Source organism: Roseibium sp. QJM3NY_11 (assembly GCF_056173175.1).
The window spans coordinates 2,746,855-2,772,418 of the sequence record NZ_CM149660.1 but is presented as its reverse complement, the minus strand read 5'-3'; the positions used below and the strand labels follow the sequence as shown (position 1 = coordinate 2,772,418).

Annotated in this window: 21 protein-coding genes, 3 tRNA genes and 1 pseudogene; 7 read left to right on the top strand and 18 right to left on the bottom strand. The window is 60.8% G+C overall.

Translation table 11 applies throughout. The features are described 5' to 3' along the window. Window positions 1–153: 153 nt before the first annotated feature. Together AC0VX3_RS12805 and AC0VX3_RS12800 are read right to left on the bottom strand one after the other, a co-directional pair. Window positions 154–227 (bottom strand) — tRNA-Gly (locus AC0VX3_RS12805). A gap of 22 nt (window positions 228–249) precedes the next feature. Continuing rightward, a tRNA-Tyr gene (locus tag AC0VX3_RS12800) sits at window positions 250–334 on the bottom strand. Window positions 335–697: 363 nt separating this feature from the next. Between AC0VX3_RS12800 and AC0VX3_RS12795 the strand changes: the two genes are divergently transcribed. The 3 genes from AC0VX3_RS12795 to AC0VX3_RS12785 all read left to right on the top strand — a co-directional run bounded on the left by AC0VX3_RS12795 (window position 698) and on the right by AC0VX3_RS12785 (window position 2,617). After that, a complete protein-coding gene (locus AC0VX3_RS12795) occupies window positions 698–1,240 on the top strand; it encodes a MarR family winged helix-turn-helix transcriptional regulator (RefSeq protein WP_475525030.1) in 543 nt (180 codons plus the stop codon). Then, the gene (locus tag AC0VX3_RS12790; protein ID WP_475525029.1) at window positions 1,237–1,734 is read left to right on the top strand and encodes a PaaI family thioesterase; all 498 of its coding nucleotides are present in this window, start codon (window positions 1,237–1,239) and stop codon (window positions 1,732–1,734) included. The genes AC0VX3_RS12795 and AC0VX3_RS12790 overlap by 4 nt, the downstream gene beginning before the upstream one ends. A 67-nt stretch (window positions 1,735–1,801) precedes the next feature. Continuing rightward, window positions 1,802–2,617, top strand: a complete 816-nt coding sequence (locus AC0VX3_RS12785; protein ID WP_475525028.1) for a TrmH family RNA methyltransferase — start codon at window positions 1,802–1,804, stop codon at window positions 2,615–2,617. Between the two features lie 156 nt (window positions 2,618–2,773). On the opposite strand, the gene AC0VX3_RS12780 is transcribed toward AC0VX3_RS12785, so the two are convergent. Then, window positions 2,774–3,937: an MFS transporter gene (locus tag AC0VX3_RS12780; RefSeq protein WP_475525027.1), complete on the bottom strand. Its 1,164-nt coding sequence runs from the start codon at window positions 3,935–3,937 to the stop codon at window positions 2,774–2,776. 405 nt (window positions 3,938–4,342) lie between these two features. On the opposite strand from AC0VX3_RS12780, the gene AC0VX3_RS12775 reads away from it, so the two are divergent. Then, a tRNA-Thr gene (locus AC0VX3_RS12775) sits at window positions 4,343–4,418 on the top strand. Between the two features lie 134 nt (window positions 4,419–4,552). Here the strand turns inward: AC0VX3_RS12775 and AC0VX3_RS12770 are convergent. Beyond that, window positions 4,553–6,553, bottom strand: a complete 2,001-nt coding sequence (locus tag AC0VX3_RS12770) for a tetratricopeptide repeat protein (RefSeq protein ID WP_475525026.1) — start codon at window positions 6,551–6,553, stop codon at window positions 4,553–4,555. A 258-nt stretch (window positions 6,554–6,811) separates the two neighbouring features. Between AC0VX3_RS12770 and AC0VX3_RS12765 the strand changes: the two are divergent. Then, window positions 6,812–6,961 (top strand): annotated as a pseudogene (locus AC0VX3_RS12765) (transposase); the annotation flags it as partial. 6 nt (window positions 6,962–6,967) lie between these two features. On the opposite strand, the gene AC0VX3_RS12760 reads toward AC0VX3_RS12765, so the two are convergent. The 8 genes from AC0VX3_RS12760 to AC0VX3_RS12725 all read right to left on the bottom strand — a co-directional run bounded on the left by AC0VX3_RS12760 (window position 6,968) and on the right by AC0VX3_RS12725 (window position 17,935). Further along, the gene (locus tag AC0VX3_RS12760; protein WP_475525025.1) at window positions 6,968–8,722 is read right to left on the bottom strand and encodes an AMP-binding protein; all 1,755 of its coding nucleotides are present in this window, start codon (window positions 8,720–8,722) and stop codon (window positions 6,968–6,970) included. 11 nt (window positions 8,723–8,733) lie between these two features. Continuing rightward, a complete protein-coding gene (locus AC0VX3_RS12755) occupies window positions 8,734–11,118 on the bottom strand; it encodes an amidase (RefSeq protein ID WP_475525024.1) in 2,385 nt (794 codons plus the stop codon). 1 nt (window position 11,119) lies between these two features. Next, entirely contained in the window at window positions 11,120–11,836 is a 717-nt protein-coding gene (locus AC0VX3_RS12750) for an ATP-binding cassette domain-containing protein (protein WP_475525023.1), read from the bottom strand. A 1-nt stretch (window position 11,837) separates the two neighbouring features. Beyond that, window positions 11,838–12,866, bottom strand: coding sequence for a branched-chain amino acid ABC transporter permease (locus AC0VX3_RS12745; protein ID WP_475525022.1), 1,029 nt, complete (start codon window positions 12,864–12,866; stop codon window positions 11,838–11,840). Then, window positions 12,866–13,732: an ABC transporter permease subunit gene (locus AC0VX3_RS12740; RefSeq protein WP_475525021.1), complete on the bottom strand. Its 867-nt coding sequence runs from the start codon at window positions 13,730–13,732 to the stop codon at window positions 12,866–12,868. Before AC0VX3_RS12740 ends, AC0VX3_RS12745 begins: the two co-directional genes overlap by 1 nt. Window positions 13,733–13,831: 99 nt before the next feature. Then, a complete protein-coding gene (locus AC0VX3_RS12735) occupies window positions 13,832–15,055 on the bottom strand; it encodes an urea ABC transporter substrate-binding protein (protein ID WP_475525020.1) in 1,224 nt (407 codons plus the stop codon). A 51-nt stretch (window positions 15,056–15,106) separates the two neighbouring features. Beyond that, on the bottom strand, window positions 15,107–16,693 hold the full coding sequence (locus tag AC0VX3_RS12730) for a flotillin family protein (RefSeq protein ID WP_475525019.1): 1,587 nt from the start codon (window positions 16,691–16,693) through the stop codon (window positions 15,107–15,109). A gap of 138 nt (window positions 16,694–16,831) precedes the next feature. Next, entirely contained in the window at window positions 16,832–17,935 is a 1,104-nt protein-coding gene (locus AC0VX3_RS12725) for a substrate-binding domain-containing protein (RefSeq protein WP_475525018.1), read from the bottom strand. A gap of 115 nt (window positions 17,936–18,050) precedes the next feature. On the opposite strand from AC0VX3_RS12725, the gene AC0VX3_RS12720 reads away from it, so the two are divergent. Then, a complete protein-coding gene (locus AC0VX3_RS12720; protein WP_475525017.1) occupies window positions 18,051–18,473 on the top strand; it encodes a MarR family winged helix-turn-helix transcriptional regulator in 423 nt (140 codons plus the stop codon). Window positions 18,474–18,686: 213 nt separating this feature from the next. Here the strand turns inward: AC0VX3_RS12720 and AC0VX3_RS12715 are convergent, their stop codons facing one another. From AC0VX3_RS12715 to AC0VX3_RS12700, 4 genes are all read right to left on the bottom strand, one after another. Then, a complete protein-coding gene (locus tag AC0VX3_RS12715; protein WP_475525016.1) occupies window positions 18,687–19,262 on the bottom strand; it encodes a cupin domain-containing protein in 576 nt (191 codons plus the stop codon). A gap of 16 nt (window positions 19,263–19,278) precedes the next feature. After that, a complete protein-coding gene (locus AC0VX3_RS12710) occupies window positions 19,279–21,144 on the bottom strand; it encodes a TRAP transporter permease (RefSeq protein WP_475525015.1) in 1,866 nt (621 codons plus the stop codon). A gap of 113 nt (window positions 21,145–21,257) precedes the next feature. Then, complete coding sequence (locus AC0VX3_RS12705; protein ID WP_475525014.1) at window positions 21,258–22,184, bottom strand: TAXI family TRAP transporter solute-binding subunit; 927 nt, start codon at window positions 22,182–22,184, stop codon at window positions 21,258–21,260. Window positions 22,185–22,575: 391 nt separating this feature from the next. Next, the gene (locus tag AC0VX3_RS12700) at window positions 22,576–23,193 is read right to left on the bottom strand and encodes a biliverdin-producing heme oxygenase (RefSeq protein ID WP_475525013.1); all 618 of its coding nucleotides are present in this window, start codon (window positions 23,191–23,193) and stop codon (window positions 22,576–22,578) included. Window positions 23,194–23,851: 658 nt separating this feature from the next. Here AC0VX3_RS12700 and AC0VX3_RS12695 point away from each other — a divergent pair. Beyond that, the gene (locus AC0VX3_RS12695; protein ID WP_475525012.1) at window positions 23,852–24,496 is read left to right on the top strand and encodes an acyl-homoserine-lactone synthase; all 645 of its coding nucleotides are present in this window, start codon (window positions 23,852–23,854) and stop codon (window positions 24,494–24,496) included. Window positions 24,497–24,639: 143 nt separating this feature from the next. Here the strand turns inward: AC0VX3_RS12695 and cyoD are convergent, their stop codons facing one another. Next, entirely contained in the window at window positions 24,640–24,945 is a 306-nt protein-coding gene (gene cyoD / locus AC0VX3_RS12690; RefSeq protein ID WP_475525011.1) for a cytochrome o ubiquinol oxidase subunit IV, read from the bottom strand. Window positions 24,946–24,956: 11 nt separating this feature from the next. Then, entirely contained in the window at window positions 24,957–25,550 is a 594-nt protein-coding gene (gene cyoC / locus AC0VX3_RS12685) for a cytochrome o ubiquinol oxidase subunit III (RefSeq protein ID WP_475525010.1), read from the bottom strand. Between the last annotated feature and the right edge of the window lie 14 nt (window positions 25,551–25,564).

Here is a 25,564-nt window from a genome sequence, read left to right as displayed (position 1 = left end):
CGCTCTCTATCCAATACTCAGTTCGGTCGACACAGGCCGCTCTCCGGCGTCAAGGACAGGTCCGAGAACGACGAATGCTTCCCATTGAACTTCTTGTCAGGATTCCCGGGCGAAAGAGCCTTCCGTTCCGGACACTCCGATCAGCACCCATGATGGAGCGGGTGAAGGGAATCGAACCCTCGTCGTCAGCTTGGAAGGCTGCTGCTCTACCATTGAGCTACACCCGCACAACGAGAGAAACAGAAACGATGGTGGAGGAGGTTGGATTCGAACCAACGTAGGCATAGCCAACGGATTTACAGTCCGTCCCCTTTAGCCACTCGGGCACTCCTCCATCTCGTCCTGCTTCACGCCGAAGCGAACAGGATGGCTTACCGAAGAGCCCGCCCGGATGGGGCGAGCAATCCCGTGGCGCGTGTTATGCAGATGCGGACCTGCCCTGTCAACGCTGATTTTGCAAACAAATGCACAAAATCAGCGGGTCGCTCGAAACAGGTGCTTCGAACGCATCGGATCGCCCCGGGCGGCCACCTGCCAAGAGTGCCGCGCATGCGTTCGAATGTCACCAATTCCCGTGAATCGGACCTTTGAAAACCATGCCCGCGCCGCCAGCCTGTGGACAACTTTCCGCCGGCCCGACCGGCGCCCCGCGGTCTTGCGTCTTGCCCGCGCCCATCCTTTGTTGTACCTACAACACATGACGTCTACTCTTGATGAAATCGACTTTCTGCATATGGGCAGAACCTGTTTCGGGCACGCCGCACGGCGCACCGCGAATCTGCTCACCCGGCACTACAACCGGCACCTGGCCGGGCTCGGGCTGGAACTGACGCAGGCGCAGCTTCTGGCAGCCATCGCCGAAGGCTCCGCCAGCTCCGCTGCGGAAATCGCGCGTTTCCTCGGCATCGACCGGTCCACCCTCGCCCGCAACCTGAAACCGCTGGAGAAGGCAGGCCTCGTCACCCGGCGGCAGGATGGCGGCCGCAGGGTTCTGCCGGTCCTGACAGCGGAGGGCGAGCGCAAGGTCATCGAGATTCACCAGGCCTGGCAACGTGCCCAGGACGAACTCGGCGCATTGCTCGGTCCGGACGGCGCCGAAGCAGTCCGGGCCCACATGTCCGCGCTTCGCAAGGCCGTGCATGTTCTGGAAGACCATAAGCCGCCACGACCGACAGACGCCACATCGCCTGCGGAAACCCGAATTCAGCCCCTCCATAGCAGCCAGGACCCGAGTTCATGACCGACACCATCACCGAAAACGGCAGAGCCCATGCGCTCGATGCCCTGCCCCGATCCGCGTTCGCCACCCTGACGGGCCTGGACATCTTTGAAAGAATGATGGCCGGCGACCTGCCCGCGCCGCCGATCATGGCGCATTCCAATATAAGAATGAAGGAATTCGAAAAGGGACGGGCCGTGTTCTCGGGCCTGCCGGCGAAGGCGTTCCTGAACCCGCTCGGCACGATCCACGGGGGCTGGATCTCCACATTGATCGATACGGCGCTCAGCTGCGCCGTGCACACGACCCTGCAGCCCGGCGAGTTCTACACGACCACAAGCCTCAACGTGAACATGGTGCGCCCGCTGCGGGCCGACAGCGGCGAAGTCATCTGCGAGGGCCGGATCGTGCATCGCGGCAACCGCCTGGCGACCTCCGAGGGGGACCTGCGCGACAGTGCCGGCAAGCTGATCGCCCATGGCACGGTCAGCTGCATGATCCTGCAGCAGGCGTGACACACAAACGCCGGCTCATTGTCATCAGGCTCTTTTCCTGCGTCGGGATTCCGGTTAGAGCTGCGCCATGAGTGACGACAGAAAACCGTCGCGCCCGGGCGGCAAGCCCGGGTTTCGCGGCAACAGGAAATTCGCCGGCAAGCCGGCCCCGCGCCGGCCCGGCCTGCCGCCGGAAGGCCCCGTGCTGCTCTACGGGCTGCACACGGTCGAGGCCGCCTTCGCCAATCCTGACCGCAAGCGGCTGAAGCTCCATGCGACCGAGAACGCGCAAAACCGGCTTCAGGAGCGCGGCGTTGTCATTGACGTACCGGTCGAACCGGTGATGCCGAAGGCGCTCGATCGCATGGTCACCAGGGACGCCGTGCACCAGGGCATGATCCTGGAAGCAGATCCCCTGCCCGCCTATGGCCCGGAGCACCTGTCGGGCGCGAAGCTGGTGCTGGCACTCGACCAGGTCACCGACCCGCACAACGTGGGCGCCATCCTGCGTTCCGCCGTCGCGCTCGGTGCCGATGCCGTCGTCACCACCGAACGGCATGCCCCGGAAGAAGGCTCGGTGCTGGCCAAGTCCGCCTCGGGCGCCCTCGACATGATCAAGCATGTGCGCGTCAAGAACATGGCGCGATTCGTCGCCGAGATGACCGACGAGGGCTTCGGCTGCATCGCGCTCGACAGCGACGGTGCCGCCAGCCTGGAGGAGACGCCCTTCACCGACCGGACCGTTCTGGTGCTCGGCTCGGAGGGCAAGGGCGTGCGCCACGGCGTGCGCGAGGCTTGCGGTCTGACCGCCCGGCTCGACATGCCCGGCGCCATCCGCTCCCTCAACGTCTCCAACGCCGCCGTGCTGTCACTCTATGTGGCACGGATGAAGATGGGCCTTTAGAGCAAATCGCACTTGACCGGAATCGCTTTTCACTTTCTGGAACCAGGCGTTCCAACGCAAAAAGCGATGCTGATTTTTCCGTTTGAATGCAAAACGCTCCAGGAAACAGCCCAGTGCGCTATGGCCGTCCGGCTGAACGCCGCAGCAGGTGAATGCTCACTCGGCGGACTGGGCCTGCAGCCGGTTTGCGGCCCGCGTGAGAAATGGCGCCAGCACAAGACTCAGTCCGATCATCGGCGCCAGTGCCATCAGCCCGGCCCGGATCCCATAGGCATCGGCCAGCGGTCCGATCATCAGCGGCCCGGCCAGAAAGCCGAGCAGCGCGACGAATGAGAGCACGGCGACATTGGACGCCGCGCTCGTCCCCGGGGCGGACGCGGCCGCGCTCACACCGAGCGGAAAGGCCAGCGCCGCGCCGACACCCAGGATGCCGAGCGCCGCCAGAGCCGCCGGCGCGCCGGGAGCCAGCCAGATCCCGGCCAGACCCGCCAGCGCGACCGCAGCCAGCCCCTGCCCGAGACGGCCCGGCGGTGCCACCTGCCGCAAACGGTCACCGAACAGGCGCGTCGTCGCCAGGCACAGGGAGAAAACGGAAATGCCGAGCCCGGCCAGCCCCGGGCTGGCCGCGAACGCGTCGCGCAGGTAGACCGCCGCCCAGTCGGCGACGGCGCCTTCCACCAGCGTGGTGCCGAAGGTGAAGACGCACACGCCCAGAAGCAGCGGATGCGGCAGCCTCACCCCCTGCCGTCTCGGGGGCGCGACCGCGCCCGCCCCGGCAGCGCGCTCCGGCAGGCCCAGGATGATCGGCAGGACCAGGGCCTGCACCACAAGACCGATCCCCAGGCCGGCCACGAACGGATCGAAGTGCAGGCCGGCGACGGCCGAGCCGATCAGGGTTCCGGCCAGCAGACCGAAACTCCAGCAGCCGTGGGCCTTGCTCATGATCTTGCGGCCGGTGTCCTTTTCATAGTCGTCCGCCAGCACGTTCAGCCCCAGTTCCAGCACCGACAGGGATCCGCCGACCAGCACAAGCGCGCCCATCAGCAGCCATTGCGAGGTTGCCAGAAAAGGCAGCAGCATCGCGCTCAGGAAGACCGGATAGAACGCCAGCGTGATCTTCCGCGCGCCGATCCGGTTCGCCAGCCACCCGGCCACCAGCAGCGCGGACGACGTGCCCACCGGCCCCCCGACGAGCGCGAGCGCAAGCGCGCTGTTGCTGAGCCCGAGCGCCGTCTGAACGCCCGGAATATGCGGCAGCCAGGCCCCCAGCGCGATCGGCTGAAGAAAAAAGACAAGGCAAATGCGCTGCGACTGGGTCATCTGGACTGGTCCGGGAAAACGGGTGCTGACCGCCGGCATGCCGTCCTGCCGCGCAGTCTTGCGATGCAGTCTTGCGATGATGGCTGAAACCCGAAGGATTGAAGACGGCCTGCGGCCACCCGAAGAGAAATACGCTGCTACCAGACACGCTTTGCCGCGCAGTTTCAAGTCGGGGCACACGACCGGGGTCAAGACCGGCGCGGCGCAGCGCCGATCCGGACCGCACTTGTTTTCGCACAACACAAACACCCCCGGCCGGCCCGTGTCGTTCCGCACGTTTGTCCACAGCGGCTATGCAATTTCATGAAAAATCTCAGTGCCTTGACGCGAAACAAGCGCAGCTTGCCAAAAATTTCACTCGAGAGCATGGACAAGCGCGCCCAATCTGGTAGAAGCCTTCCCGGCGCCGGTATAGCTCAGCTGGTAGAGCACGTGATTTGTAATCTCGGGGTCGCGGGTTCGAATCCTGCTGCCGGCACCATTTTCCCTTTTCGATCCGAGTGATGAAAGCCCGCCAGCGAACCTGCGCAAGCGCGCGCCTTCGCGTGCGGATGTGTAGCGCGCAACTTCGTTTGGCGTTTCGCGCAACTTCACTTGGCACCCAGATTGTGAAGCCTACTCGCCGTCCCGATGCTCCGAAATGCGTCGGTTCGTTTCAGCGATCTTGTCTTCGAAATCGCGAGAATAGCGGTCGCCATATGCCTTGAAGTACTCTTCCGCAGAAAGCTCAAAGGCGTTTTTCGCTTTCGCGAATGTGGCCCACCCGCCCCCCTTTTCTCCAAGCACCTGAAGCGCGGCGCCCAGGTTGTTCTGCGTCATCGCCCAGGAAAGCGGAACCCGAGCGCGTGTCCTCTCTTCAAGCGCCAGGCGATAGGCCGTCACAGCCTCTTCAAGACGCACCGTCCCCGCCTCGCGCGCGCCAAGCTCCTGAAGCGCGGTGCCCAGGTTGTTCTGCGTCATCGCCCAGTCAAGCGGAACCCGAGCGCGCGTCCACTCCTCAAGCGCCAGGCGATAGGCCGTCACAGCCTCTTCCAGACGCGCCGTCCCCGCCTCGCGCTCGCCAAGCGCCGAAAGCGTGGTGCCCAGGTTGTTCTGCGTCGTCGCCCAGTCAAGCGGAACTTGAGCGCGCGTCATCTCCTCAAGCGCCAGTCGATAGGCCGTCACAGCCTCTTCAAGACGCACCGTGCTGGCCTCGCGCTCGCCAAGCACCTGAAGCGCGGTGCCCAGGTTGTTCTGCGTCATCGCCCAGTCAAGCGGAACCCGAGCGCGCGTCCACTCCTCAAGCGCCAGGCGATAGGCCGTCACAGCCTCTTCCAGACGCGCCGTCCCCGCCTCGCGCTCGCCAAGCGCCGAAAGCGTGGTGCCCAGGTTGTTCTGCGTCGTCGCCCAGTCAAGCGGAACTTGAGCGCGCGTCCACTCCTCAAGCGCCAGGCTAAAGGCCGTCACAGCCTCTTCAAGACGCGCCGTCCCCGCCTCGCGCTCGCCAAGCACACGAAGCGCGTCGCCCAGGTTGTTCTGCGTCGTCGCCCAGTCAAGCGGAACCCGATCGCGCGTCCACTCCTCAAGCGCCAGGCTAAAGGCCGTCACAGCCTCTTCAAGACGCACCGTCCCCGCCTCGCGCTCGCCAAGCACCTTTAGCGCGGCGCCCAGGTTGTTCTGCGTCATACCGCGTTGGTCTTGCGTTCGCGCCCTTGCGGCAGCCTCCTGCGCAAGCAGTATGGACACCTCAAGGTCGAAATTGAGCCCCTTGTCCCGGCCACGCTCGTACCACTCATCTTGAGCGCTGAGCAGTGCGTCGAATTGTTCATTGGGGTGGGAGGGCGGGTCGAGGTTAAGCTTGGCCAGAACGAAACGGCTGGCATTGTCGGGCCTGCGGGTCAGCACAGCCTGGGCGATGCCCTTATCGTAAAGTCTCGTGCGCGCGGCCTTGCGCCGTTCGTCTTCCTGATCCATTTCGACAAGCTCAGTCTCCAGAGCCGAAGCTGCCTCGTCGATCCTGCCTGCATCGTTCAGCGCGTCCATCCGCTCAAGAACCGCCGCGACCGCATCGCCGGTATTGGACGGCAGTCGCCCGCGTTCCGCTTCCGCATGCGCCACTTCAAGCGCCCGCTTAAGACCGGTCAAAGCCGCTTCGAAGTTGTCCGGTGACCCTTCCGCATAGCGCTCCGCAAGCGAAATCAGTAACCCTTCCTTGACGCCGAACTCCTTCGCCTGAGTAGCCAGTGACTGCGTCAGGTGCTCAACCAAACCCGGAGAACCTGCAGTCTCCTGAGGCTGGTTGATGATCGTGACAGGACTGTTTTGTATACTTCCGAGAACCGCGAGGCTGCCATCCCCTTCACTTCGAACTTCGGTCGGACCCTCCGTTTTGAGCACCGCGTTCGGACTGCTATCCATAGTTATCGTGCCACCGGCAATGTTGCCATCGCCCTCAGCACGAATGCCGTCTCCGGAATTGTCTTGCTGCTTTTTTGTCTCGGTGCTCTTTTTGGACTTCAGGAAAAAGGTAACAACTATCCAAGCGCCGCTGCAAAAGACCGCGAGTCCTCCGCCTAACCAACCCAAAGTCTTTCGGTTGTTCTCGTCGGTTAAAAACGCCCAGATATCCGCAAGCATTTGAGCCCCAGAAATAGAAAAAACTATCCTGACACCCTAGGCTTGCGATGCCGTGCAATCAACTCCCGAAAGCCTCCCTGAGAGTTCGCCACGCATAAGCTGCGACCAGCGGCACAACCCCGTTACCGGCTGCCCTGGATCGCTCCACCCGATAGGCCAGCCCATCATCCAGTCCGAGTGACGTGCTCCCGCTAAATGCCCTCGATTTGAGTTAGAGTTTTCCGCGACGATTTTCCTGGCTGGGAAGGAGCGGAATTGATGAAGGCATCGAAGTTTTCGGACGCGCAGAAGGCGTTCATTCTGAAGCAGGGCGACGATGGCGTTCCGGTTGCGGAGATCTGCCGTGAGTCGGGGATATCGGACGCAACGTATTATGCTTGGCCCAACACACATGCGGGTCTGATGCCGGCGATGCTATGTGCCTGAAAGAAGCTCGATCATCTGGTCGCGCATCACGAATTTCTGCGGCTTCCCGGTGATGGTCATCGGCAGATCTTCGACGATCCTCACGTGTCTGGGCACCTTGAAATGCGCAATCTGGCCATTGCAGAAGTCCCTCAGCTCTTCCGCGGAAATGCCCATCCCCGGCTTGGGGATCGCCCAGGCACAGATCTCCTCGCCGGATTTTTCATCCGGAATCCCAAACACCTGAACATTGCTGATCTTGGGATGACGCATGAGGTATTCTTCGATTTCACGCGGATAGATGTTCTCGCCGCCGCGAATGATCATGTTCTTGGCCCGTCCGACAATCGAGCAGAAGCCGTCCGCATCCAGCACCGCGAGATCGCCCGTCCGCATCCAGCCGTCCTGAATGCTGTCCGCCGTCTTCTCTGCATCGTCCCAATAGCCCTTCATCACCGAATAGCCGCGCGTGCACAATTCGCCCGTCTCTCCCACGGGAACAATCTGGCCATCGGCACCGATAACCTTGACCTCGAGATGGGGATGGACACGGCCGATCGTCTCGCAGCGCTTTTCAGTCGGATCGTCGACAAAGCTTTGAAAGGACACCGGCGAGGTCTCGGTCATGCCGTAGCAGATGGTGACATCGCCCATGTTCATGTCCGAATTGACCCGCTGCATGATCTCGACCGGGCACGGTGCTCCGGCCATGATGCCGGTGCGCAGGCTGGAGAGATCGCGCGGCGCCTTTTCCAGTGCTTCCAGCATGGCGACAAACATTGTCGGCACCCCATAGAGCGCCGTGCAGCTTTCCCTCGCCAGCACATCAAGCACCCTGTCGGGCTGAAACGCTTCGCCGGGAAACACCATGGCCGCGCCCTTGCTGACGGCCCCCAGCACGCCCATGACCATTCCGAAACAATGATAGAGCGGCACCGGAATGGCCAGCCGGTCGGTTTCCGTGAGCTGTATCCTGTCGGTCACGAACCGCGCATTGTTGACGATGTTGTAGTGCGAGAGTGTCGCCCCCTTGGGCTGCCCGGTGGTGCCGGATGTGAACTGGATGTTGACCGCATCATCAGGGCTGAGCGTCTTGTCGATGTCGGGCAGGCGCAGTTGTTGCGCCGGGCCGCCGAGCGTCCTGAGTTCATCGAAGGAATACGTTCCCGCCAGGCCGGCATCATCCATCAGAACGACGCTGCGCAGGTGCGGCAGTCTGGCTGCGCGCAGGCGGCCCGGCTGACACCGGTCAAGCTCGGGAGCCAGAGACGTGATCATCCCCGCATAGTCTGAAGACTTGAAGGATCTGGCTGCGATCAGGGCCTTGCAGCCCACCTTGTTGAGCGCATAGTCCAGCTCGGCCAGACGGTAGGCCGGGTTGATGTTGACCAGGATGAGGCCGACCCGCGCGGTCGCAAACTGGGTCAGCACCCACTCGAACCTGTTGGGCGACCAGATCCCGACCCGATCGCCCTTTTCCAGTCCGAGCGCAAGCAATCCCGTTGCCAGTTCGTCAACGGCCCGGTCAAGATCATAATAGCTCATCCGGATATTCTGTTCGCTGAACACCGCCGCCTCGCGGGGTCCGAACCGGGACACCGCCTCGCGCAGCAACCTGGGGATGGTGATATAGGCCAGCGGCGGATCGAAAGCGCCTCTCACATAGGAAACCCCATCCGCCGGAGCCGTTGTGTCGGCGCCCGCGCCAGAACTCGTGTCCCAGCCGACGATCCGGTCTGCGAGGCTTTCATTCAAGATCGACATGATCGTCTCCTTCAACCGGTGCGCCAGTCGCCGCTTTGTTCAAACGCGTGGGCGGCCTGATAGATTTTCATTTCACCGTAATGCGGTCCGACCAGCATCATGCCGATCGGCAATCCCTCGATCAGTCCGCAAGGCAGGCTCATGGCCGGCAATCCGCCATTGAAGGGCGCGGTGTTGGCGACCATTTCGAAGGCACGCTGGACATAGAGACTGATGGAACAGTCCGCAGGCGGAATTTCCTGCGGCTTGACCGGCATGGTCGGCATCAGCAGGACATCAAAATTCTGCAGCGCCGCCAGATAGCGTTCGTTGGCCCTGCGCATGAGGTTTTGCCCCTTGCCGTAGAACCGGCCCCGGTACTGGGTCTGGAAGTGTTCGCCGACGAACATGCAGGCCTTCAGTGAATGGCTGAGTTCGTCCGCCCGGTTGCGCCATTGCGCCATGTGATCGGTCATCGACGGCAGAAACAGGCCGCGGTAATTGCTGCCCGTGGAATGCCCCCACATCATGCCGTCCTGCAGGCCCTCAAGCGTGATCGCCGTCCAGGCGTCCATCGCCATGTGATGCTCCGGAATGGACACGTCTTCGACCCGCGCGCCCAGTTCGCGGAACCTTTCCGCTGCCTGCAGAACTTTCTGGTCAACGTCGCTTTCGCTGTTGGGATGTGCAAAGCCTTCCTTCAAGACGCCGATCCGCAGCCCCTGCGCGCCCCGGCCCAGAGCCTCGGTATAGCGGTAGGTCCTGGGCTTGTACTGGCGCGGGTCCAGCCCGTCTTCACCCGCCAGCACTTCCAGCAGAAGCGCGTTGTCGGCAACAGTCCTGGTGACCGGCCCCAGATGATCGATCGTCTGTTCGATCGGCATCGCGCCGGTATAGGGCACCAGCCCGTGCGTGGCCTTCATGCCATAGACACCACAGCACGATGCCGGCAGGCGGATCGATCCGCCCTGGTCCCCGGCAATGGCCATGTCGACTTCGCCGGTTGCGACCAGAACGGCGGACCCGCTCGACGACCCGCCGGCCATATACCCGTGTTTCCAGGGATTGTGGACTGGCCCCTTCGCGTTGGTATGCGAGCCGCCGGACAGGCAGAAGTTCTCGCAATGCGCCTTTCCGGCGATGACCGCACCTGCGTCCAGGAGCCTTGTGACGATGGTCGCGTCGATTTCGGGCGTGTACCCTTCCATGATCGACGACCCGTTCATCATCGGGACACCGGCGAGGCAGATGGTGTCCTTGAGGGCGATCCGCTTGCCGCGCAAGGGTCCATCGGGCGCGCCGCGCACCTCGGTCTTCACATACCAGGCGTTCAGCGGATTTTCCGAAGGGGCCGGGAAATGTCCGGGACTGCGCGGATAGCGGACTTCCGGCAGATTGTCCGGCATTGCGTCCAGCCGGTCATAGGCCTGCATGTAAGGCTCGATGATTTGCGAATATTCCTGCAATTCCGCATCGGAAAGGCTCATGCCGAAGCGGTTTGCCATCTCGCGCATTTGCGCAAGGGTCGGACGTTTGACTGTCATTGCTGTCACCGTGGAAGGCCGGATGTCTTGTGGCGGGGAATGCGGGTGGGCGATCGAAGCGGAGGCGACCGCCTCCGGGCTTCGGATCGGTCCGGGATCTGTGGAGTGGCGGGATACCCTCTCCCCTGGTCCCCGGGTCGCGCGCGCTGCGCCCAACCCGAGAAACTGGTTCACCTTGGCCTGATCGGAGAGTTCGTGCCTGTTCAGCTTTCCCGTGATGCGGCCGCGCTCCAGCACGAGAACCCTGTCGGACAGATCGGCGATGAAGTCGAAATTCTGCTCCACCAGAAGGATCGACAGACCCCGGGTCTTCTTGAGCTGCAGCAGTGTTTCAGCCATCTCTTCGATGATCGACGGCTGAATGCCCTCCGTCGGCTCGTCGAGAAGCAGGAAATCCGGATCGCCCATCAGGCACCGTGCAAGGGACAACAGTTGCTGCTCTCCACCCGAAAGCGCTCCGCCATCCCGGTCCAGCAACCGGTGCAGCCGTGGAAAATCCTCCAGAACCTTGTCGAGAACGTCCTCTTCCGGTCCGCCGGAATACGCGTGCCAGGCAAATCTCAGATTGTCGCGAACCGAAAGCTGCGGGAAAATCCCGCGCCCTTGCGGAACGTAGCCAATACCCAGTCCGGCCCGCTGGTTGGGGGGCATCCGGGTCACGTCGGTTCCATGAAACCTGACCGTGCCCGACGCCGGGGCCAGAAAGCCCATCAGGGTTTTCAGGAGGGTCGTCTTGCCCATGCCATTGTGGCCGAGAATGCCGACGACCTCGTTTTCAGCGACGGAAAACCCGATCCCGTGGAGGATGGGAACACGCCCGTATCCGCCGGAGAGCGCCTTGACGTCCAGAATTGCCGAGACATCGCCTGTCATGTCAGGCCTTCCTTCCAAGATATACGTTGCGCACGGTCGGGTCGGACATCACCTTGTCGACATGGTCCTCCATCAGCACCGCCCCCTGATGGAAAACCGTCACGTCCCGGGCAATCGAGCGAATGAACTGCATGTCGTGTTCGACAATGACGATGGCCGCTGTCTTGTTGACCTCGTGAATGATCCCGGTCATGCGCTCGACATCCTCGGCGCTCATCCCGGCGGCGGGCTCGTCAAGCAGCACCAGCCAGGGCTCGCCGACGGCAACGAGCCCCAGTTCAACGCCCTGGCGTTCCCCATGCGCGAGACGTCCCAGTTCGGTTCGCGCGATGGCGTTGAGCGAAAGGCGCTCGATGATTTCCTGCGTTTTCCGGTTGGCCTCGCCCTTTGGATGAAAGCGGCGGGCCGCCAGCCAGATGTTCTCGAAGACACTCAGGGCATCGAGGACATTCGGGGTTTGCGTCTTGATCCCGACACCGAGCGAGGCGATCTCGTGCGGCAACCACTGCGTGGTCTCCTCGCCGCGCATGTAGACATGCCCTTCGCTCGGCGTCTGAAGACCTGTGACGCATTTGAAAAACGTGGATTTGCCGGCGCCGTTGGGACCGATCAGACATCTCAACTCACGTGCCCTGAGCTTGAAATCGACGTTGTTGGCCGCCACAACGCCGCCGAAACGCATTGTCAGGCCCGTGGTCTCCAGGACGATTTCAGCCATATCAGACCTCCCTCCGGCGCGTATGCCGGGCGCGGATGGTCCGCCCGGACCGCCGGCGCCAGGGCACGCTACTGAAGAGATCCACAAGTGTCGGCACCGCCCCGCGCGGCAGGAAAAGCACGAACAGAACGAGGATGAGGCCCATGATCAGCGTGTTGTCGATCATGCTTTGCTGACCGAGCAGAAACTTCAGATAAGCAAGTCCGGCAGCCCCGAGGATCGGACCGAACCGTGTCCCCAGACCTCCGACGATGCACCAGATGATGATTTCCGCGGACTGGCCGAGCGAGAAGAGGTTCGGAGTGACGATCTCGCCCCAGTTGGCAAAAAGCGCCCCGGCCAAACCCGCAATCGCGGCCCCGGCCGTGAACAGGACCGTCTTTCGGGCCCGCACGTCATATCCCATCAAGGACATGCGGGTTTCGTTTTCCCGGATGCCGACGGCGATGCGCCCGAAACTCGATCGCAACAGCGCCGAGACCAGAAGAAAGACCCCGGCAAGCGCAACGGCACACACATGGAAATAGGCATCCCCCCAGATGTAGGCGTCCGGTCTGCCCGGAACATTCAGGGTCTGGAAACCGGGGATGCCGTTGAAGCCGCCCAGACGCGCGTTTCCGATGGTGTATTGAGGCCCGGCGGTCGAGTTGATGAACTTGAAGAGAATGAGGGTAACGACCAGCGTGATCACCCCCAGATACACATCGTTCAGGCGGCCGTAGAACATCATCGCACCGAGCAACGCCGCAAAGACCGCGGGCACCGCGACCGCCAGCAGCATCGGCAGAGTGCTCTCGCCGATGTTGATGGCCGCAATGGCATAGGTATAGGCGCCAAGCCCGAAAAACGCGGCCTGACCAAAGCACAGGAATCCACCGAAACCCCAGATCAGGCCGAGGCTGAGGCCCAGCATTCCATAGATGACCAACACCGTGAGCGTGAATGTGCTGATGAAGACCGGCATCAGCCATATGAGCAGCGCCGTTGCGATCACCGTCGCGACGATGTCTTTCTGGAAACTGCCGTTCATCAGAATTTGCCCCGGAAGAATTTGCTTGTGATGCCCTGCGGGATCAGGCGCAGCAGCACCACGGCGGAGACCAGGAGGGCGACCTCGCCGAACACGGGCGACACTGCAAAGGTGAACACCTGGTTGACCGCGCCGAAGAAGCCGGCACTGGTGAGCAGGCCCGCGATCAGGGATGGTCCGCCGGCAATGACCGTGATGAAGGCCTTGGCGATATAGGCGCCGCCGGAGGTTGGCACCAGACCGACCAGAGGCGCCAGAACGGCGCCGGCAAGTCCTGAAAGCGCCGATCCGCAGAAGAACGTCGCCATGTAGATGCGCTCAGGGCTGTATCCGAGAGCTGCGGCCATGTCGGCGCGCTGCATCGCGCCCCTGGCGATCAGCCCGGCCCGGGTTGTTTTCAGGATCAGGAAGACGGCCAGAAGCAGAAGAAACGCGACGGCGATGATGAAAAAATTGTAGCCGCCGATCTGATAGTTTCCGACCGAGAACCCGGGGATCGGTGTGGAGATACCGGTCGTGGTATTGCCGAAGATCATCGTCGCCAGACCGATGAAGAACAGGCTCAATCCCCAGGTTGCCAGCATGGTATCGACAAGCCGGCCGTAGAGCCGGCGGATCACCAGCCGTTCAACGACCAGTCCGATCATCCCCACGATGAGGGGGGCAACGACCAGCATGGCGATGAAGATGTTCACGCCCAGGTCCACGGCGGTGATGGTCGCATATCCGCCCATCATCATGAATTCGCCATGGGCAAGGTTGATCACCTTCATCATGCCGAAGACCACTGCAAGTCCGGCGCTGATGAGGATGAGAGACCCGATGGCGTAGAGAATTTCCAGCAGGATTACGAAGAAGAGATCCATCCCAGGTGCCCCACGGCAATAGTTACCCTTGGAACGCAAGCGCGTTCCGCCCATCGGCTGCAACGGCCCACGCCGTCGCAGCCGGTCAAGTCCGGGAGGTCAGATCTTGATTTCGTATTGTTGATTGTCGTTGGGATTCGCCTTCAGATCGCACACGGCCTGGGTGTCGATAGGCGCGCGCTGCGGCAGACCCTTGATGACCTTCATGCGCTGGTTCTCAAGCTCCATGATGTAGACATCGAGATAGGCATGGTGCGATTTGGAATCGACCGTGACCTTGCCGGCCGGGCCATCGATCGTCACGCCGTTCTCGAGAGCCTCGACCACCTGATCACGGTCCAGGGAACCGGCTGCCCGAATGCCTTCAGCCCAGGTCATGACGCCCTGGTAGGTGGACACGGCAAGTTCGTGAATGCTGCTCGTGTCGCCATAGGCCCGTTCCCAGTTTGTCTGGAAATGGGTATTGGCCCGGCCACGAAGCTCTTCACTGTAGTTGTAGGCAACCATGATTCCATCGCCCTCTTCCGGGGTCAGGACCTTGTGTTCATTGCCGACGCCAAGCGTGGTGGAGGCAAGCGGGATCCGGTCTTTCATTCCAGCCGCGGCCCATTGACGGAAGAAGGACAGATGAGCCCCGCCGACCAGCGGCGCGATCACGAGATCGGGTGCTGCTGTCTGGATCTTGGCGATTGTCGATCCGAAATCGGACACATCCAGCGGGAAGAAATCCACGGCGACCGTTTCGCCGCCGTTTTCGGCAACATATTTCTGGATCCACTTGGCCGTAATGTGTCCGTAGTTGTAGTCGGCGGCGAGAACGTAGACCTTCTTGCCACCCGCCTTTTCCAACGCATAAGGCACCAGCGCCTCGACCTGCTGCGCAGGCGTGACACCGTTGATGAAGATGTTGCGGTCGCAGACGCCCCCCTCATAGAGCACGTTGTAGAAATACAGCGTCTTGGATTTGCGGAGCGTTTGCCGAATGGCCTCGCGGGACGCCGACAGGATGCCGCCGTGCACCACGTCGACCTGATCCTTGCGGACGAGCTGCTGCGCATACTGGGTGTAAAGGGCGATGTCGGACTGGGTATCGTAAGCCACGACGTTGACCTGTCTGCCAAGAAGGCCGCCGAATTCATTGATTTCATTGACCACGAGCCGCAGCGCCATGTCCATCGGTTTGCCGTAGGCGTCAAAAATACCGGACGTATCAAGCAACGACCCCAACTTGATGGTCTCGGCGGCCATGGCCCCGCGCGGCAGCAATGAGGATCCGGCAAGAGCTGTGGCTGCTGCCAGTAGACTTCTTCTGTTCAATGTCATTTCAGACCTCCTGAGTGGACCTTCAGTCCCGTGGTGGAATGCGCCCCGGCATCATTCTTTGGTTTTTGGCTGGATGCGGTTGGCATAGTCGGCCGTGCGGCCGGCAAGGTTGGCATCAAAATCCAGACCGATTTCTTCGCCCATCTGTTTCATCGCGGGCAGGCGAACCGCCATTCCGAGGATCTGATCCATGGCTGAGCCGAAGGCGCCGTCGGCGCCGTCACCGGAGCCGCCGCCGTTGACGCCGGTTATCTGGTTGATGCGAATGGAATCGATCTTCTCGACCGGCTTCATCATCTGCGTCATGATTTCAGGCATGCGGTCGAGCTTGCGCTCTTCGAGCCGCATCCGGATCACCGCTTCACTCAAGGTGTTTTCCGCGGAATTGAGCGCACTCATGCCGGCAGCTTCAGCCTCCATGCGAATCCGGCCGGCCTCGGCGGTCCTAGCTGTCGCAGACGCCTCCGCCTCGGCTTTGGCCAGCAATGTTGCCGTGTCGCTTTTGACCCGGGCTGCTTCCAGCTCGAGGTCCTTGTCCTGTTTCAGACGCGCAATCTCGCGCTCGCGTTCGGCAACCGCGCGGTCTTTTTGAACCTGGACGTTTTCGGCGGCGAGCAGAACCTGCGCCCGGGCCTCTTCTTCGGCCGCTTTGGCTTCGGCTTCCTCTGCCCGTTTTCTGGAGAGCTGAATGCTGTTGGCAATTTTCTCTTCTTCCAGCGCCAGAAGCGCTGCCATTTCCGTGGACCTCAGTGTCTGGTCGTTCTCGACCTGGCTTGCCTTTGCCCGGCCGTCATTTTCGATCCGGACCTTTTCGCTCGCGAGCTTTGCATCGTTGCGCGCGGCCTCTTCGCGTGAGGCGGCATCGGCTTCGAGTTTCGCCAGATGTTCGTGCTGGGAAATCTGGGCTTCACGTTCTTCGCGCTGCAATTCCAGTTGCCGCTGATGTTGTGCCAGCCGGCTTTCGCCTATCGATATTTCCGCTTCGGTTTCAATGCGAATGCGCGCCTTCCGCTGCTCGGAAACAAGCTCGGCCAGTCGGCGCATCCCCAGGGCGTTGAAGGCGTTGTTTTCATTCCACAGGCCGAGATCGCTCTGATCCAGAGAGACAATGGAGGCGGAAACGAGCCGGAGCCCCATGAGCCCGACCTGGGCATCGACCACTTCCGCCAACTCTTCGGAAAACCCGCTGCGATCCAGATGGATGTCTTCCAGGGTGCGTACGGCCCCAGCATTTTGAATGGCATGGACCAACGCGCCGGAAATGACCTCCCGGACGGTTTCCCCGCCCCGGGCGATCCGCTGTCCAAGGGATTTTGCCGCAGTGGCAATACCTTCGGCATCCGGTGCAACCTGGAACTCGAATTCGCAGGTGATGTCGGCCCGCATCTGGTCCCGGGTCAGAACGGCATTCCGGCCTTCACGCTCGATCGAAACCGTCAGCGCGCCCATGGACACTTTCTGCAAGCGGTGCAGGAACGGCAATACCAGGCACCCGCCGTCCATGACGACACGCCGGCCGCCAAACCCGGTTCTGACCAGAGCCGTATCCAGAGACGCCTTGGCGTAGAAGCGTTGAAGAAACCAGATTCCGATCAGGACGATCAGTGCCAGTAGCACCGTTGAGATAATCCAGAGCAAGCCCGTTCTCCCCTAGCTTGTCGAGCGCATCGCACATTTTTTTTGCGTGCAATCAAAGTCGGCAAAGCGTGGGAGATATTAATTTCCAATTCAAGTAAAAAATATGAATTGGAAATTAAAAAATTATAAGTTTATGATTTAGAATTGTTTTATCACTTCAAATTTCAACCCGTCTGCACGTGCGAGATAGATCGGCGCCCGGCTGCTCTGGCTTGGAACCTGGATATGACGGCCGCTGCGATGCCTCACGGTCAGGTCCGCGGTGACACAGCGCCGACGCCACTTTCCCCGGTGTCCGTGGATGAGCCCGGCCAGAAAATGAACCCCTTCGTAGGTGGATTGCCCAAGCCCGTTCAGGACGGGAGCCTGATCTCCGTGCAGACTGTAGTAAAGCTCCTTGAAGGCCGCATTGGCATCCGTCGGCAAGGATCCGAAATAGGACGATGCCGAAAACATGCGTTTGCTGTTTCGAGAGCCACAGGCCAGCAGCCCGTTCTCCTCGATGGCACAGGAAAGGCGAACCATGCGGTTGTGCAGCCCGGCACTCCCGAAGGCCCGGTTGAAGGCAATCGCATCCTGGCCAACAAGGGAAATCAGCACCGCTTCGGCACCGGAGGTGCCGATCGCCTCCACACGGCGGGCCATGTCTCTTGCCCCAAAAGGAACATAGCTCTCGTGGGCCAGCCCCGCGGACATCTCCTTCAGCTTGGCCTTGGCATATAGATGAGACGTTCGCGGCCAGACATAGTTGTTGCCGATCAGCGCCCAGCTCGATGGCCGGAATTCATTTTGAACGAACTCCATGGACGGCCCAAGCTGCTCTTGCGGCGTCTCACCGATCGCGAACACCCCGGCCGTGTTTTCCCCGCCCTCGTAGAGAGGGGTGTATATGTAGGGAATTCTCTGGCGAACCACCTTGCTCAGGCGTTGACGGATCGCGCTGATATGCATCCCGACGATGGCATCGATCGCGTCGGTCTCGATCAGGTCGTTGATGGTCTCCTCGATCAGAATCTGCGCTTCGAGCGCAGCATCGATCATGATGAGTTGAACCTTCCGGCCGTCAATGCCTCCTGCCCGGTTGAGTTCCTCGACCGCAACCTGAGCACTGGAGATACAGGACGGTCCCCAAAGTCCGGCCGAGCCGCACAAGGGGATCAGCAAGGCTATTCGATAGGTCGCTCTTCTGCGCAGATGAATATCATCACGCAGCTCATCCAGCTCGGTGGGGACAGAGGACATTCTCAAAAGCATTGCGTTCCCGGCTGCACCTGCCTCCATGGACGTGAAGTCTACATTTCATTTGAATTTATTTTCCAAGTCAACTAAATTTCAGTCTGAAACACCGGTGAAGAGCATGGACCCCAAAAACAGCCCCATCCAGAACTACCTGTCTTATGCCCTTGCAGCAGCCCACAGGAAGGTCAGCACCTCCCTGAACGCGCGGCTGCGCAAACACGGCATCCAGATCGAGGCCTGGCGCATTCTTGAAACACTGGAAGCAGGGGACCGCCTCACCATGGGCGAACTTGCGGAAATCGTGCTGATGAACCCGCCGACGCTGACCAAACTGGTGGACCGGCTTGTGTCCGACGGACTGGTGCACCGCCAGGTCGCCCGGAACGATCATCGTCAGGTCAACGTCCTGCCCACGGCTCTGGGCAGAAAACGCATGGTTCAGATCCGGCAGGAAATACAGGATCAGGACGCCATGCTGCTGGAAAAACTGGGCGATTCACAATCGCAACAACTCATTCAGTTGTTGCGCGGGATTGCCTGAAATCAGAGTGCCCGATCCGCTCCATCCGATCTCGCGCGCCGCGTAACCGTTTGAAAATCCGCAAAACGCCGAACAACCGGGAATGACCGGTCCCTCCCGGGCTTGCCGCAGGAACCAGCGGGGCTGGCCTGTTTGAGGTCAGCCCCGCCAGGCCATTCGGGCCACTCCAGCCAGGGCCTCTCCAGCCAGAGCTCGTCCCGATCAGCCTCCTGATCACCGCTGCGGAATTCCCTTGCGCTCCCCGTCACCCGCATCGCGCGTGGTGACGCCGTCGACCAGGACAAAAACGATCGAACACGGCTCGGTGCCGCGGTTGGACCAGGCGTGGTTGGTGCCGCGCTGGACCACGGTATCGCCGGCTTTCAAAAGGACCTCGTCCTCGTCGAGCAGCATGTAGATTTCCCCGGTCAGAACAACGGCATAGTCGACGCTGTCAGTGCGGTGCATGAACGGATGGCGGGCGTTCTCGACGATATTGTCCCCTGCCCCCATCTCCGCGAACGCGGCCTTGCCGTCGAGCGTTGCCATCACTTCCGGATCCTCGGGCAGGAATTCCACCACCCGGAAGACGCTGCCGTTTTTCGGCGGATGCAGGATGAACGGCCCGTCGCAGGTCTCCACCGCCCCATCATATTCGGCGGGCGTTCCGTCCGAGATCCAGAAATTGGTCAGGGTCACGCCCGGGCGGCTCGGCCGCTGCAGCTTGTGGCTCGCGATGACGTTGCTTTCGACAATCGCGACGCCGTTCTGGTCGTGACCGGTTACGACGCGCCGGAATTCTCTCGTCATGTCAGTTCCATCTTTGTCAGTGTTTGAGGGAAAACGGTCTGCGGGGCGCATGCTGCAGCACCTGCCAGGCCAGCAGCACACCGCCGATGGCGGCGGTCGGCCAGGATTGCACCAGCAGGCACAGCCCGGCTGCCAGAACGATCAGCCTGTTGACCGGCGTGAGCGGCGAAAACAGGCAGCCGACCACGCCCGCGGCGACGGCGCCGACACCGGCGACCCCGGTGACGACCGCCATCAGGTTGGCCACGCTGTCCGCCTGCAGCAGCAGCCCCGGACCGAACACGAAGGCGAACGGCAGCACGAAACTGGTTGCGGCATAGGCCGCAGCCGTCCAGCCGACCTTGTTGACGTCCGCCCCGGCAATGCCTGCGGCCACGTAGGACGCCAGCGCAACCGGCGGCGTGATGGTCGAGATACAGCCGTAATAGAAAACGAAAAAATGCGCCGTCAGCATGGGCACGCCGAATTTCACCAGCGCCGGTGCGACCACGGTCGCCAGGATCAGATAGGCCGCGGTCGTCGGCAGGCCCATGCCCAGAATGATCGAGGCGATCATCGTGAACAGCAGCGCCAGGAACAGATGGCCGTTGGAAGCCACATCGATCAGCAGTGCGATCTTCGATCCGAGGCCGGTGATGCCGAGCGTGCCGGAAATCACTCCGGCGGCGGCACAGGCCGCCGAAATGGTGACGACGTTGCGCGAGCCTTCCGCGATGCCCCCGGCAATGCGTTTGAGAAGCGCAAGATCCACCCGGCGGCGGCTGACGACATCCAGGCCGATCAGCACGCCCATGGCCCAAAGCGATGCCTTGAACGGAGAGAACCCGGCCAGCATCAGCGCGAGCAGGCTGCCGAATGCCCCGATGAAAGGCGCCCCCTGGATCAGGACCGCGCCGAGCGGCCGGCCATCGTGCTGCGTGTCCTGAACCGGTTCGATGCCGGATTTGACCGCCTGAAGATGCACCACGACAAAGGCGGAACCGAAAAACAGCAGCGCCGGAAGAATGGCCACGCTCATGACGGTCGTATAGGGAACGCCGACAATTTCAGCCATGATGAACGCCGCCGCGCCCATCACAGGCGGCATTAGTTGACCGCCGGTCGAGGCGACCGCTTCGATCGCGCCGGCCTGGTGGGCCTTGTAGCCTTCCCGTTTCATGACCGGGATCGTCACGGTGCCCGTTACGGCGACATTGCCGGCCGCCGATCCGGACACCATTCCGATCAAGGTCGAGAACAGGACCGCCGACTTGGCGCTCGCGGCCCGCAATCCCCTGGTGAGCCGCGTCGAGATCTCGAAAAAGAAGTCCCCCGCCCCGAAGCGGGACAGCATGGCCCCGAAAATCGTGAACACGATGATATAGGTCGCCGCGACACCGATCGGGATGCCGTAAACGCCCTGCGTGTCCGTCGTCAGGAACAGCACCATGCGCTCAAGGCTGTAGCCGCGGCCATTGAGGATACCCGGCAGATAGGGGCTGAAAAACGGATAGCAGAAGAAAACCAGCGTGATCAGCGCAAGTATGAGGCCGACACCGCGCCGCGCGGCTTCGAACACAACAAGGAGAATGATCGCGCCGGCGTAGAAATCGCCGTCTGTGGTCAACCCGCCGCTGAAGGCGATTGCCTTCCAGCGCGTGATCAGCCAGACGCTCGCCCCGACTATCGCGGCAATCAGGATCAGGGTCGCCGCAAGGTCGCGCTTCGTGCCCTTGAGACCGGGCGTGAGCGGTTTCATCGCGAACAGAAGCGAAAAGGCGAAGGCCACATGCACCAGCCGCATGGGCATGGTCGAGATCGCGATCACGCCGGAGACGGCCGCCAGATGGAACAGGCCAAAGACGAATGCCGCCGCCAGAACGAGGCTGTGGCGACTGATCAATGAAGTGTTTTCGAGCTTGCCCGGCACCTGGCCTGACCTTTCTCAGGAAACCGTAAGCGGAACCTGGCAGACCGGGTTCCGCTTAGCGAGGAATGATGGCCGTTTCAGCCGGCCTATTTGTTGAAGTAACGCGCGGCACCTTCATGCAGAGGGATCGCCAAGGTCTTTGACTGTTCCGGCTTGATCTGCTTGGCGTTGGCGTTTTCGGCCTTGAAAGCGTCCAGGTGATCGAAGACCGAAGCGACGATCTTCTCAACGACATCGGCCGGCATGGAGTTTGGCGCGATCAGCATGTTGTTGACGCCGATCACCGTGCCGGGCGCCTCCGTGCCATAGACATCGGCCGCGATGTCGACCGCGTTATAGGCGCCGTTCTTTTCAAGCGCCTTGTCGAGCATGCCGTCGGAGAAGGCAATGAAGCGCAGCTTGCTGCCCGCCGCCGCCTGCATGACCGCCCCTGCCGGATAGCCGGACAGGGCGAAAGCCGCATCGACGTTGCCGTCGCTCAACTGGCTGAAGCCATCCGAATAGGACAGGAAGCTCGGCACGATGTCATCAAGAGACATGTCGTGCAGCGGCAACAGGAAATTCATGAAACCGAGGGTGCCGCCGCCCGCCGGACCCACGGCAACGCGCTTGCCCTTGATGTCCTCGAAGGTCTTGATGTCTGAATCTTCCAGAACGATCATGTGCAGAACGCTCGGATGCAGCGCAGCGACGGCGCTGATGTCGATAGGGCCACTCTTGTAGGGACCTTTGCCGTTTACAGCCAGAACCGCGAGGTTGTTGTTGGTGATTGCGATCTCGACCTCGCCGCTGTCGACCAGCCTGGGGTTCTGGACCGATCCGCCGGTGACAACCGGAACCATCGTGATGTCACCGCCCGCGTGTTCGTTGACCAGGTTGGCGATGCTCTGCCCCATCGGATAGAAAGCGCCGCCAAGGCTGGCCGTGCCGATGCGCAGTTCTTCAGCCTGCGCGATACTCGCCGAGACGAGGAAGCCGACGGCGAGGCCCGTCGTTTTGATCAGTTTCAACATGGTAATCCTCCCGAGATTTTCACTCAGGTTAAACGATATTTATCCTCTTTCAAGTTTTTTATCGATTTTTTAAGAGCACTAACACCGCCGGCCGGCGAGACAAGGCCGCGTGTCCCCTGGCAGCTCACAGTCATCGCTCCTGACCGGAAAGCCTCGGCAAATATACCCAGACCATCCCGGCACCAGTATAGGTCAACTGGTAGAGCACGTGATTTGTAATTTCGGGGTAGCGGGTATGAATCCCGCCGCTGGCACCATTTTTCCTTATGTCTGACCCGGAGACATGGGGGACAAATGCGTGTCGTACGGGTTGCCTCGGTGACCTGACCTGATGCCCGCCATTCGATCGCAGCGATAAAAGTACTGCTTCAAAATCCGGTAAGTTCCTGGACTAAACACCCTGGCAGGACTTGGATTTCGGGAGAATGCTGTCCGCCAGATCGGATGCGCGTGCAAAAGCTGCCTGTGCGCCGGTGGACGCTTCGCGGAACTGGGCAGCATCGAGGTCTGCGGCATCGAGTTTGTCCGTGAAACGGCGCCAGTGGCGGGCGGGGCCTTCAGGCGCCGGTGCAAGATGGCGGGCACCGAACGTGTCGCAAAGCCCAAGCTTCACTGCGGCCTTGCTCAGCACAGCGGCACCGAGCTTTGAACCTTCGATGACATACAACCATCCCAGCGCTTCAGCGAAGGACATCGTCCATTGCTTGTTGTTTGCAGGCAGGTCGGAAGGCACCTCGACATCCAGGTCCACGAGGTCCTGCTTGACGTCCCGAAAGCGGGAAAATGCATCGAGCCCCTGCAATCGGCGAGACACGTCCGGCAGTTCGTAAAGAACATATACGTCGCGGTGCAAAATGAATTGAACCTGGAGAAAGCGGGCATAATTTGCCAGATCGGCGAATGGTCTTGCAGCCATGATCTTGGTGTCAAGCCGCTCATGAGTTGACTGCGTTGCCGCCTTCAACCTCTTGCTCAACGGCAGCCCTTCAGAAGTCTGTCCTGATGTCATTGCGTACTCCATACCAATGAGCGTGAGCCGATGTCAGTTTCTCCAGAACCGACGGTAAGCGCAAGAAAGCCTCGCAAGAGATACGGATAGCAAAATGGCGAGTATTGGCGCTGATCCCTGCGCGAAACTGGAGCACGTTCCAAAAACAGGCGGTTTTCAAGAAGGATAGCCCGGCAACGGCTGTGACGAGCACGTCTTAGGCTCCGTCTCCTGTGTGGACTGGCGTCTTGCACCGCCATGTGATCGAGCCCGCCGGTCCGTGCCGAGCGTTTCCCAGCCGCCGGCGCAATGCCTGCAGTGACCGCAGGCCGCGTGAAGCCAGGAATTCCCACCCGACCATCCTCCTTCACACGTGTCATGCCACGGCCAATCCCGATACCATCTGCTGTCACTGGACAATCCGCAGCAAGCACCTCCATAACGATAAAAAATACAATACACCCGCATAGGAAGTTGTTTTTGTAAAAAATCAACAACTATTCATACTTCTTCACAAAAAATACAAAATATACAGTTAATTTTCTATCTTCTAACTAATATTTACATTTATATACGTTTTATTTTATTATTTCATTACAAAAAATACCGAAAAAGAAAATACTTTCTATTTATAAGACGATGGTACGTGTAATTATTCAGATTTTTCTCTGGAGACAACATGGCGAAGACAGTCTACGTTTCGTGGAACACGATTCATCTTCACAACGACCTTTGGCTTCAGCACCTGAAGTTGCGGAAACAGCTTTTTGTCGACGAAAAAGGCTGGTCCATTCCGCATACGGAAGACCTGGAGTGGGACCAGTATGATACCGGTCTTACGCGCTACCTGCTGACCATCGAGGGAGATCGCGTGCTTGCCGCTTCCAGGCTCAACCCCTGCAACTATGCGTGCGCCACGAGTTCCTACATGATCCGCGACGCCGTGCTTGGCAGGTTGCCGGAAATTCCGGATACGCTTCTGACCGATCCGCCTTGCGACGACAATACCTGGGAAGCGACGCGTTTCACCGTTGACCCGACGCTTTCGCAAGACGAGCGGAGCACAGTTCTGGCCGAAAATGCCAATGCGATGAAAAAGTGGGCTGTGGACACAGGAGCACAGCGCCTCATCATGCTGATGCACCCGGCCTTTATGAAATGGCTTAAAAAGAACGGCGTGATGACGAGGCCGCTCGGTCCGACCGTTGTAGATGCTGAGGGCAACCGCATGTGCGTTCTGGAATGGAACCGCCTGACGAGTGGACTGCCGCTACCACCCGCTGCACCAGATCTACCGCCGACGCCATGCTCCCCCACCAGATAACCGCGCCCTGCCGCGTCGGCAGTTTTCCAAAACAAGTCTTCCCGCGATAACGTACAAAATCTTTCACATTTTCAGGTTGAGATGGCTCCCGATATTCCAATTGAATGGAGCAAGCCCCGCCCTTCAGGCTATCGCCCACTCCCTCACATCATCCGGTGATGGAGATCCGTCATGATCCACAGGCTGCCACCGACCATGATGACGATCAGCACCGCGGCAAAACCGAGAAAGAACAGGTTCTCCGCCGGGGTCGATTTCAGGTTGAGGTGCAGGAAGAACACCAGGTGCACCACCACCTGCAAAAGCGCGGCAGCGGCGATGATCGCGTAGACTTCCGGGCCGGTGACCAGCCCGCCCCAGACGACGGCGAACGGAATCGCGGTCAGGAGGACGGCCAGCACGAAGCCGGTGAGATAGGTCGTAACGCTGCGCTCGGCGGTATGGTTCATGTTGCTCGCTCCTACATCACGCCCGGCAGATAGATGACCGAGAAGATCCCGATCCAGACGATATCGAGAAAGTGCCAGAACAGCCCGAGCCGGATCAGCCGCGAACGGACCGGCAGGGTCAGGCCCTTGACCAACACCTGTCCCGTCATCACGACGATCCCGAGCGCGCCGAATGCGACATGCAGGCCATGGGTGCCCACCAGCGTGAAGAACGCGGACAGGAATCCGCTGACCTCAGGTCCTCCGCCCTTGGCGATCATGCCGTGGAATTCCAGCAGTTCCATCGCCAGAAACCCCAGGCCCAGCGCCAGCGTCACGATCAGCCACAGCACCACCCGGCCGGAGCGGCCCGCCGTCATCGCGATGGTCGCCATGCCGAAGGTCAGGCTGGACAGGAGCAGCAGCGCCGTTTCCACGGCAGTGTGCCTCAGATCGAACAGCTCGTTCGAGGTGGGCCCGGCCGCGGAATTCTTCGACAGGACCACATAGGTGGCGAACAGGAGCGCGAAGATGATCGCATCGGTCATCAGATAGACCCAGAAGCCGAACTCCCTGGCTTCCAGCGATCTGGTCTCTTCTTCTTCCAGAACGGTCGCAACGGACATCGCTCGATCCTTTT

Coding starts and splice junctions, on each gene's coding strand:
- AC0VX3_RS12795 (WP_475525030.1), top strand. CDS start 698: ATGACGTCTACTCTTGATGAAATCGACTTTCTGCATATGGGCAGAACC.
- AC0VX3_RS12790 (WP_475525029.1), top strand. CDS start 1,237: ATGACCGACACCATCACCGAAAACGGCAGAGCCCATGCGCTCGATGCC.
- AC0VX3_RS12785 (WP_475525028.1), top strand. CDS start 1,802: ATGAGTGACGACAGAAAACCGTCGCGCCCGGGCGGCAAGCCCGGGTTT.
- AC0VX3_RS12780 (WP_475525027.1), bottom strand. CDS start 3,937: ATGACCCAGTCGCAGCGCATTTGCCTTGTCTTTTTTCTTCAGCCGATC.
- AC0VX3_RS12770 (WP_475525026.1), bottom strand. CDS start 6,553: ATGCTTGCGGATATCTGGGCGTTTTTAACCGACGAGAACAACCGAAAG.
- AC0VX3_RS12760 (WP_475525025.1), bottom strand. CDS start 8,722: ATGTCGATCTTGAATGAAAGCCTCGCAGACCGGATCGTCGGCTGGGAC.
- AC0VX3_RS12755 (WP_475525024.1), bottom strand. CDS start 11,118: ATGACAGGCGATGTCTCGGCAATTCTGGACGTCAAGGCGCTCTCCGGC.
- AC0VX3_RS12750 (WP_475525023.1), bottom strand. CDS start 11,836: ATGGCTGAAATCGTCCTGGAGACCACGGGCCTGACAATGCGTTTCGGC.
- AC0VX3_RS12745 (WP_475525022.1), bottom strand. CDS start 12,866: ATGAACGGCAGTTTCCAGAAAGACATCGTCGCGACGGTGATCGCAACG.
- AC0VX3_RS12740 (WP_475525021.1), bottom strand. CDS start 13,732: ATGGATCTCTTCTTCGTAATCCTGCTGGAAATTCTCTACGCCATCGGG.
- AC0VX3_RS12735 (WP_475525020.1), bottom strand. CDS start 15,055: ATGACATTGAACAGAAGAAGTCTACTGGCAGCAGCCACAGCTCTTGCC.
- AC0VX3_RS12725 (WP_475525018.1), bottom strand. CDS start 17,935: ATGTCCTCTGTCCCCACCGAGCTGGATGAGCTGCGTGATGATATTCAT.
- AC0VX3_RS12720 (WP_475525017.1), top strand. CDS start 18,051: ATGGACCCCAAAAACAGCCCCATCCAGAACTACCTGTCTTATGCCCTT.
- AC0VX3_RS12715 (WP_475525016.1), bottom strand. CDS start 19,262: ATGACGAGAGAATTCCGGCGCGTCGTAACCGGTCACGACCAGAACGGC.
- AC0VX3_RS12705 (WP_475525014.1), bottom strand. CDS start 22,184: ATGTTGAAACTGATCAAAACGACGGGCCTCGCCGTCGGCTTCCTCGTC.
- AC0VX3_RS12700 (WP_475525013.1), bottom strand. CDS start 23,193: ATGACATCAGGACAGACTTCTGAAGGGCTGCCGTTGAGCAAGAGGTTG.
- AC0VX3_RS12695 (WP_475525012.1), top strand. CDS start 23,852: ATGGCGAAGACAGTCTACGTTTCGTGGAACACGATTCATCTTCACAAC.
- cyoD (WP_475525011.1), bottom strand. CDS start 24,945: ATGAACCATACCGCCGAGCGCAGCGTTACGACCTATCTCACCGGCTTC.
- cyoC (WP_475525010.1), bottom strand. CDS start 25,550: ATGTCCGTTGCGACCGTTCTGGAAGAAGAAGAGACCAGATCGCTGGAA.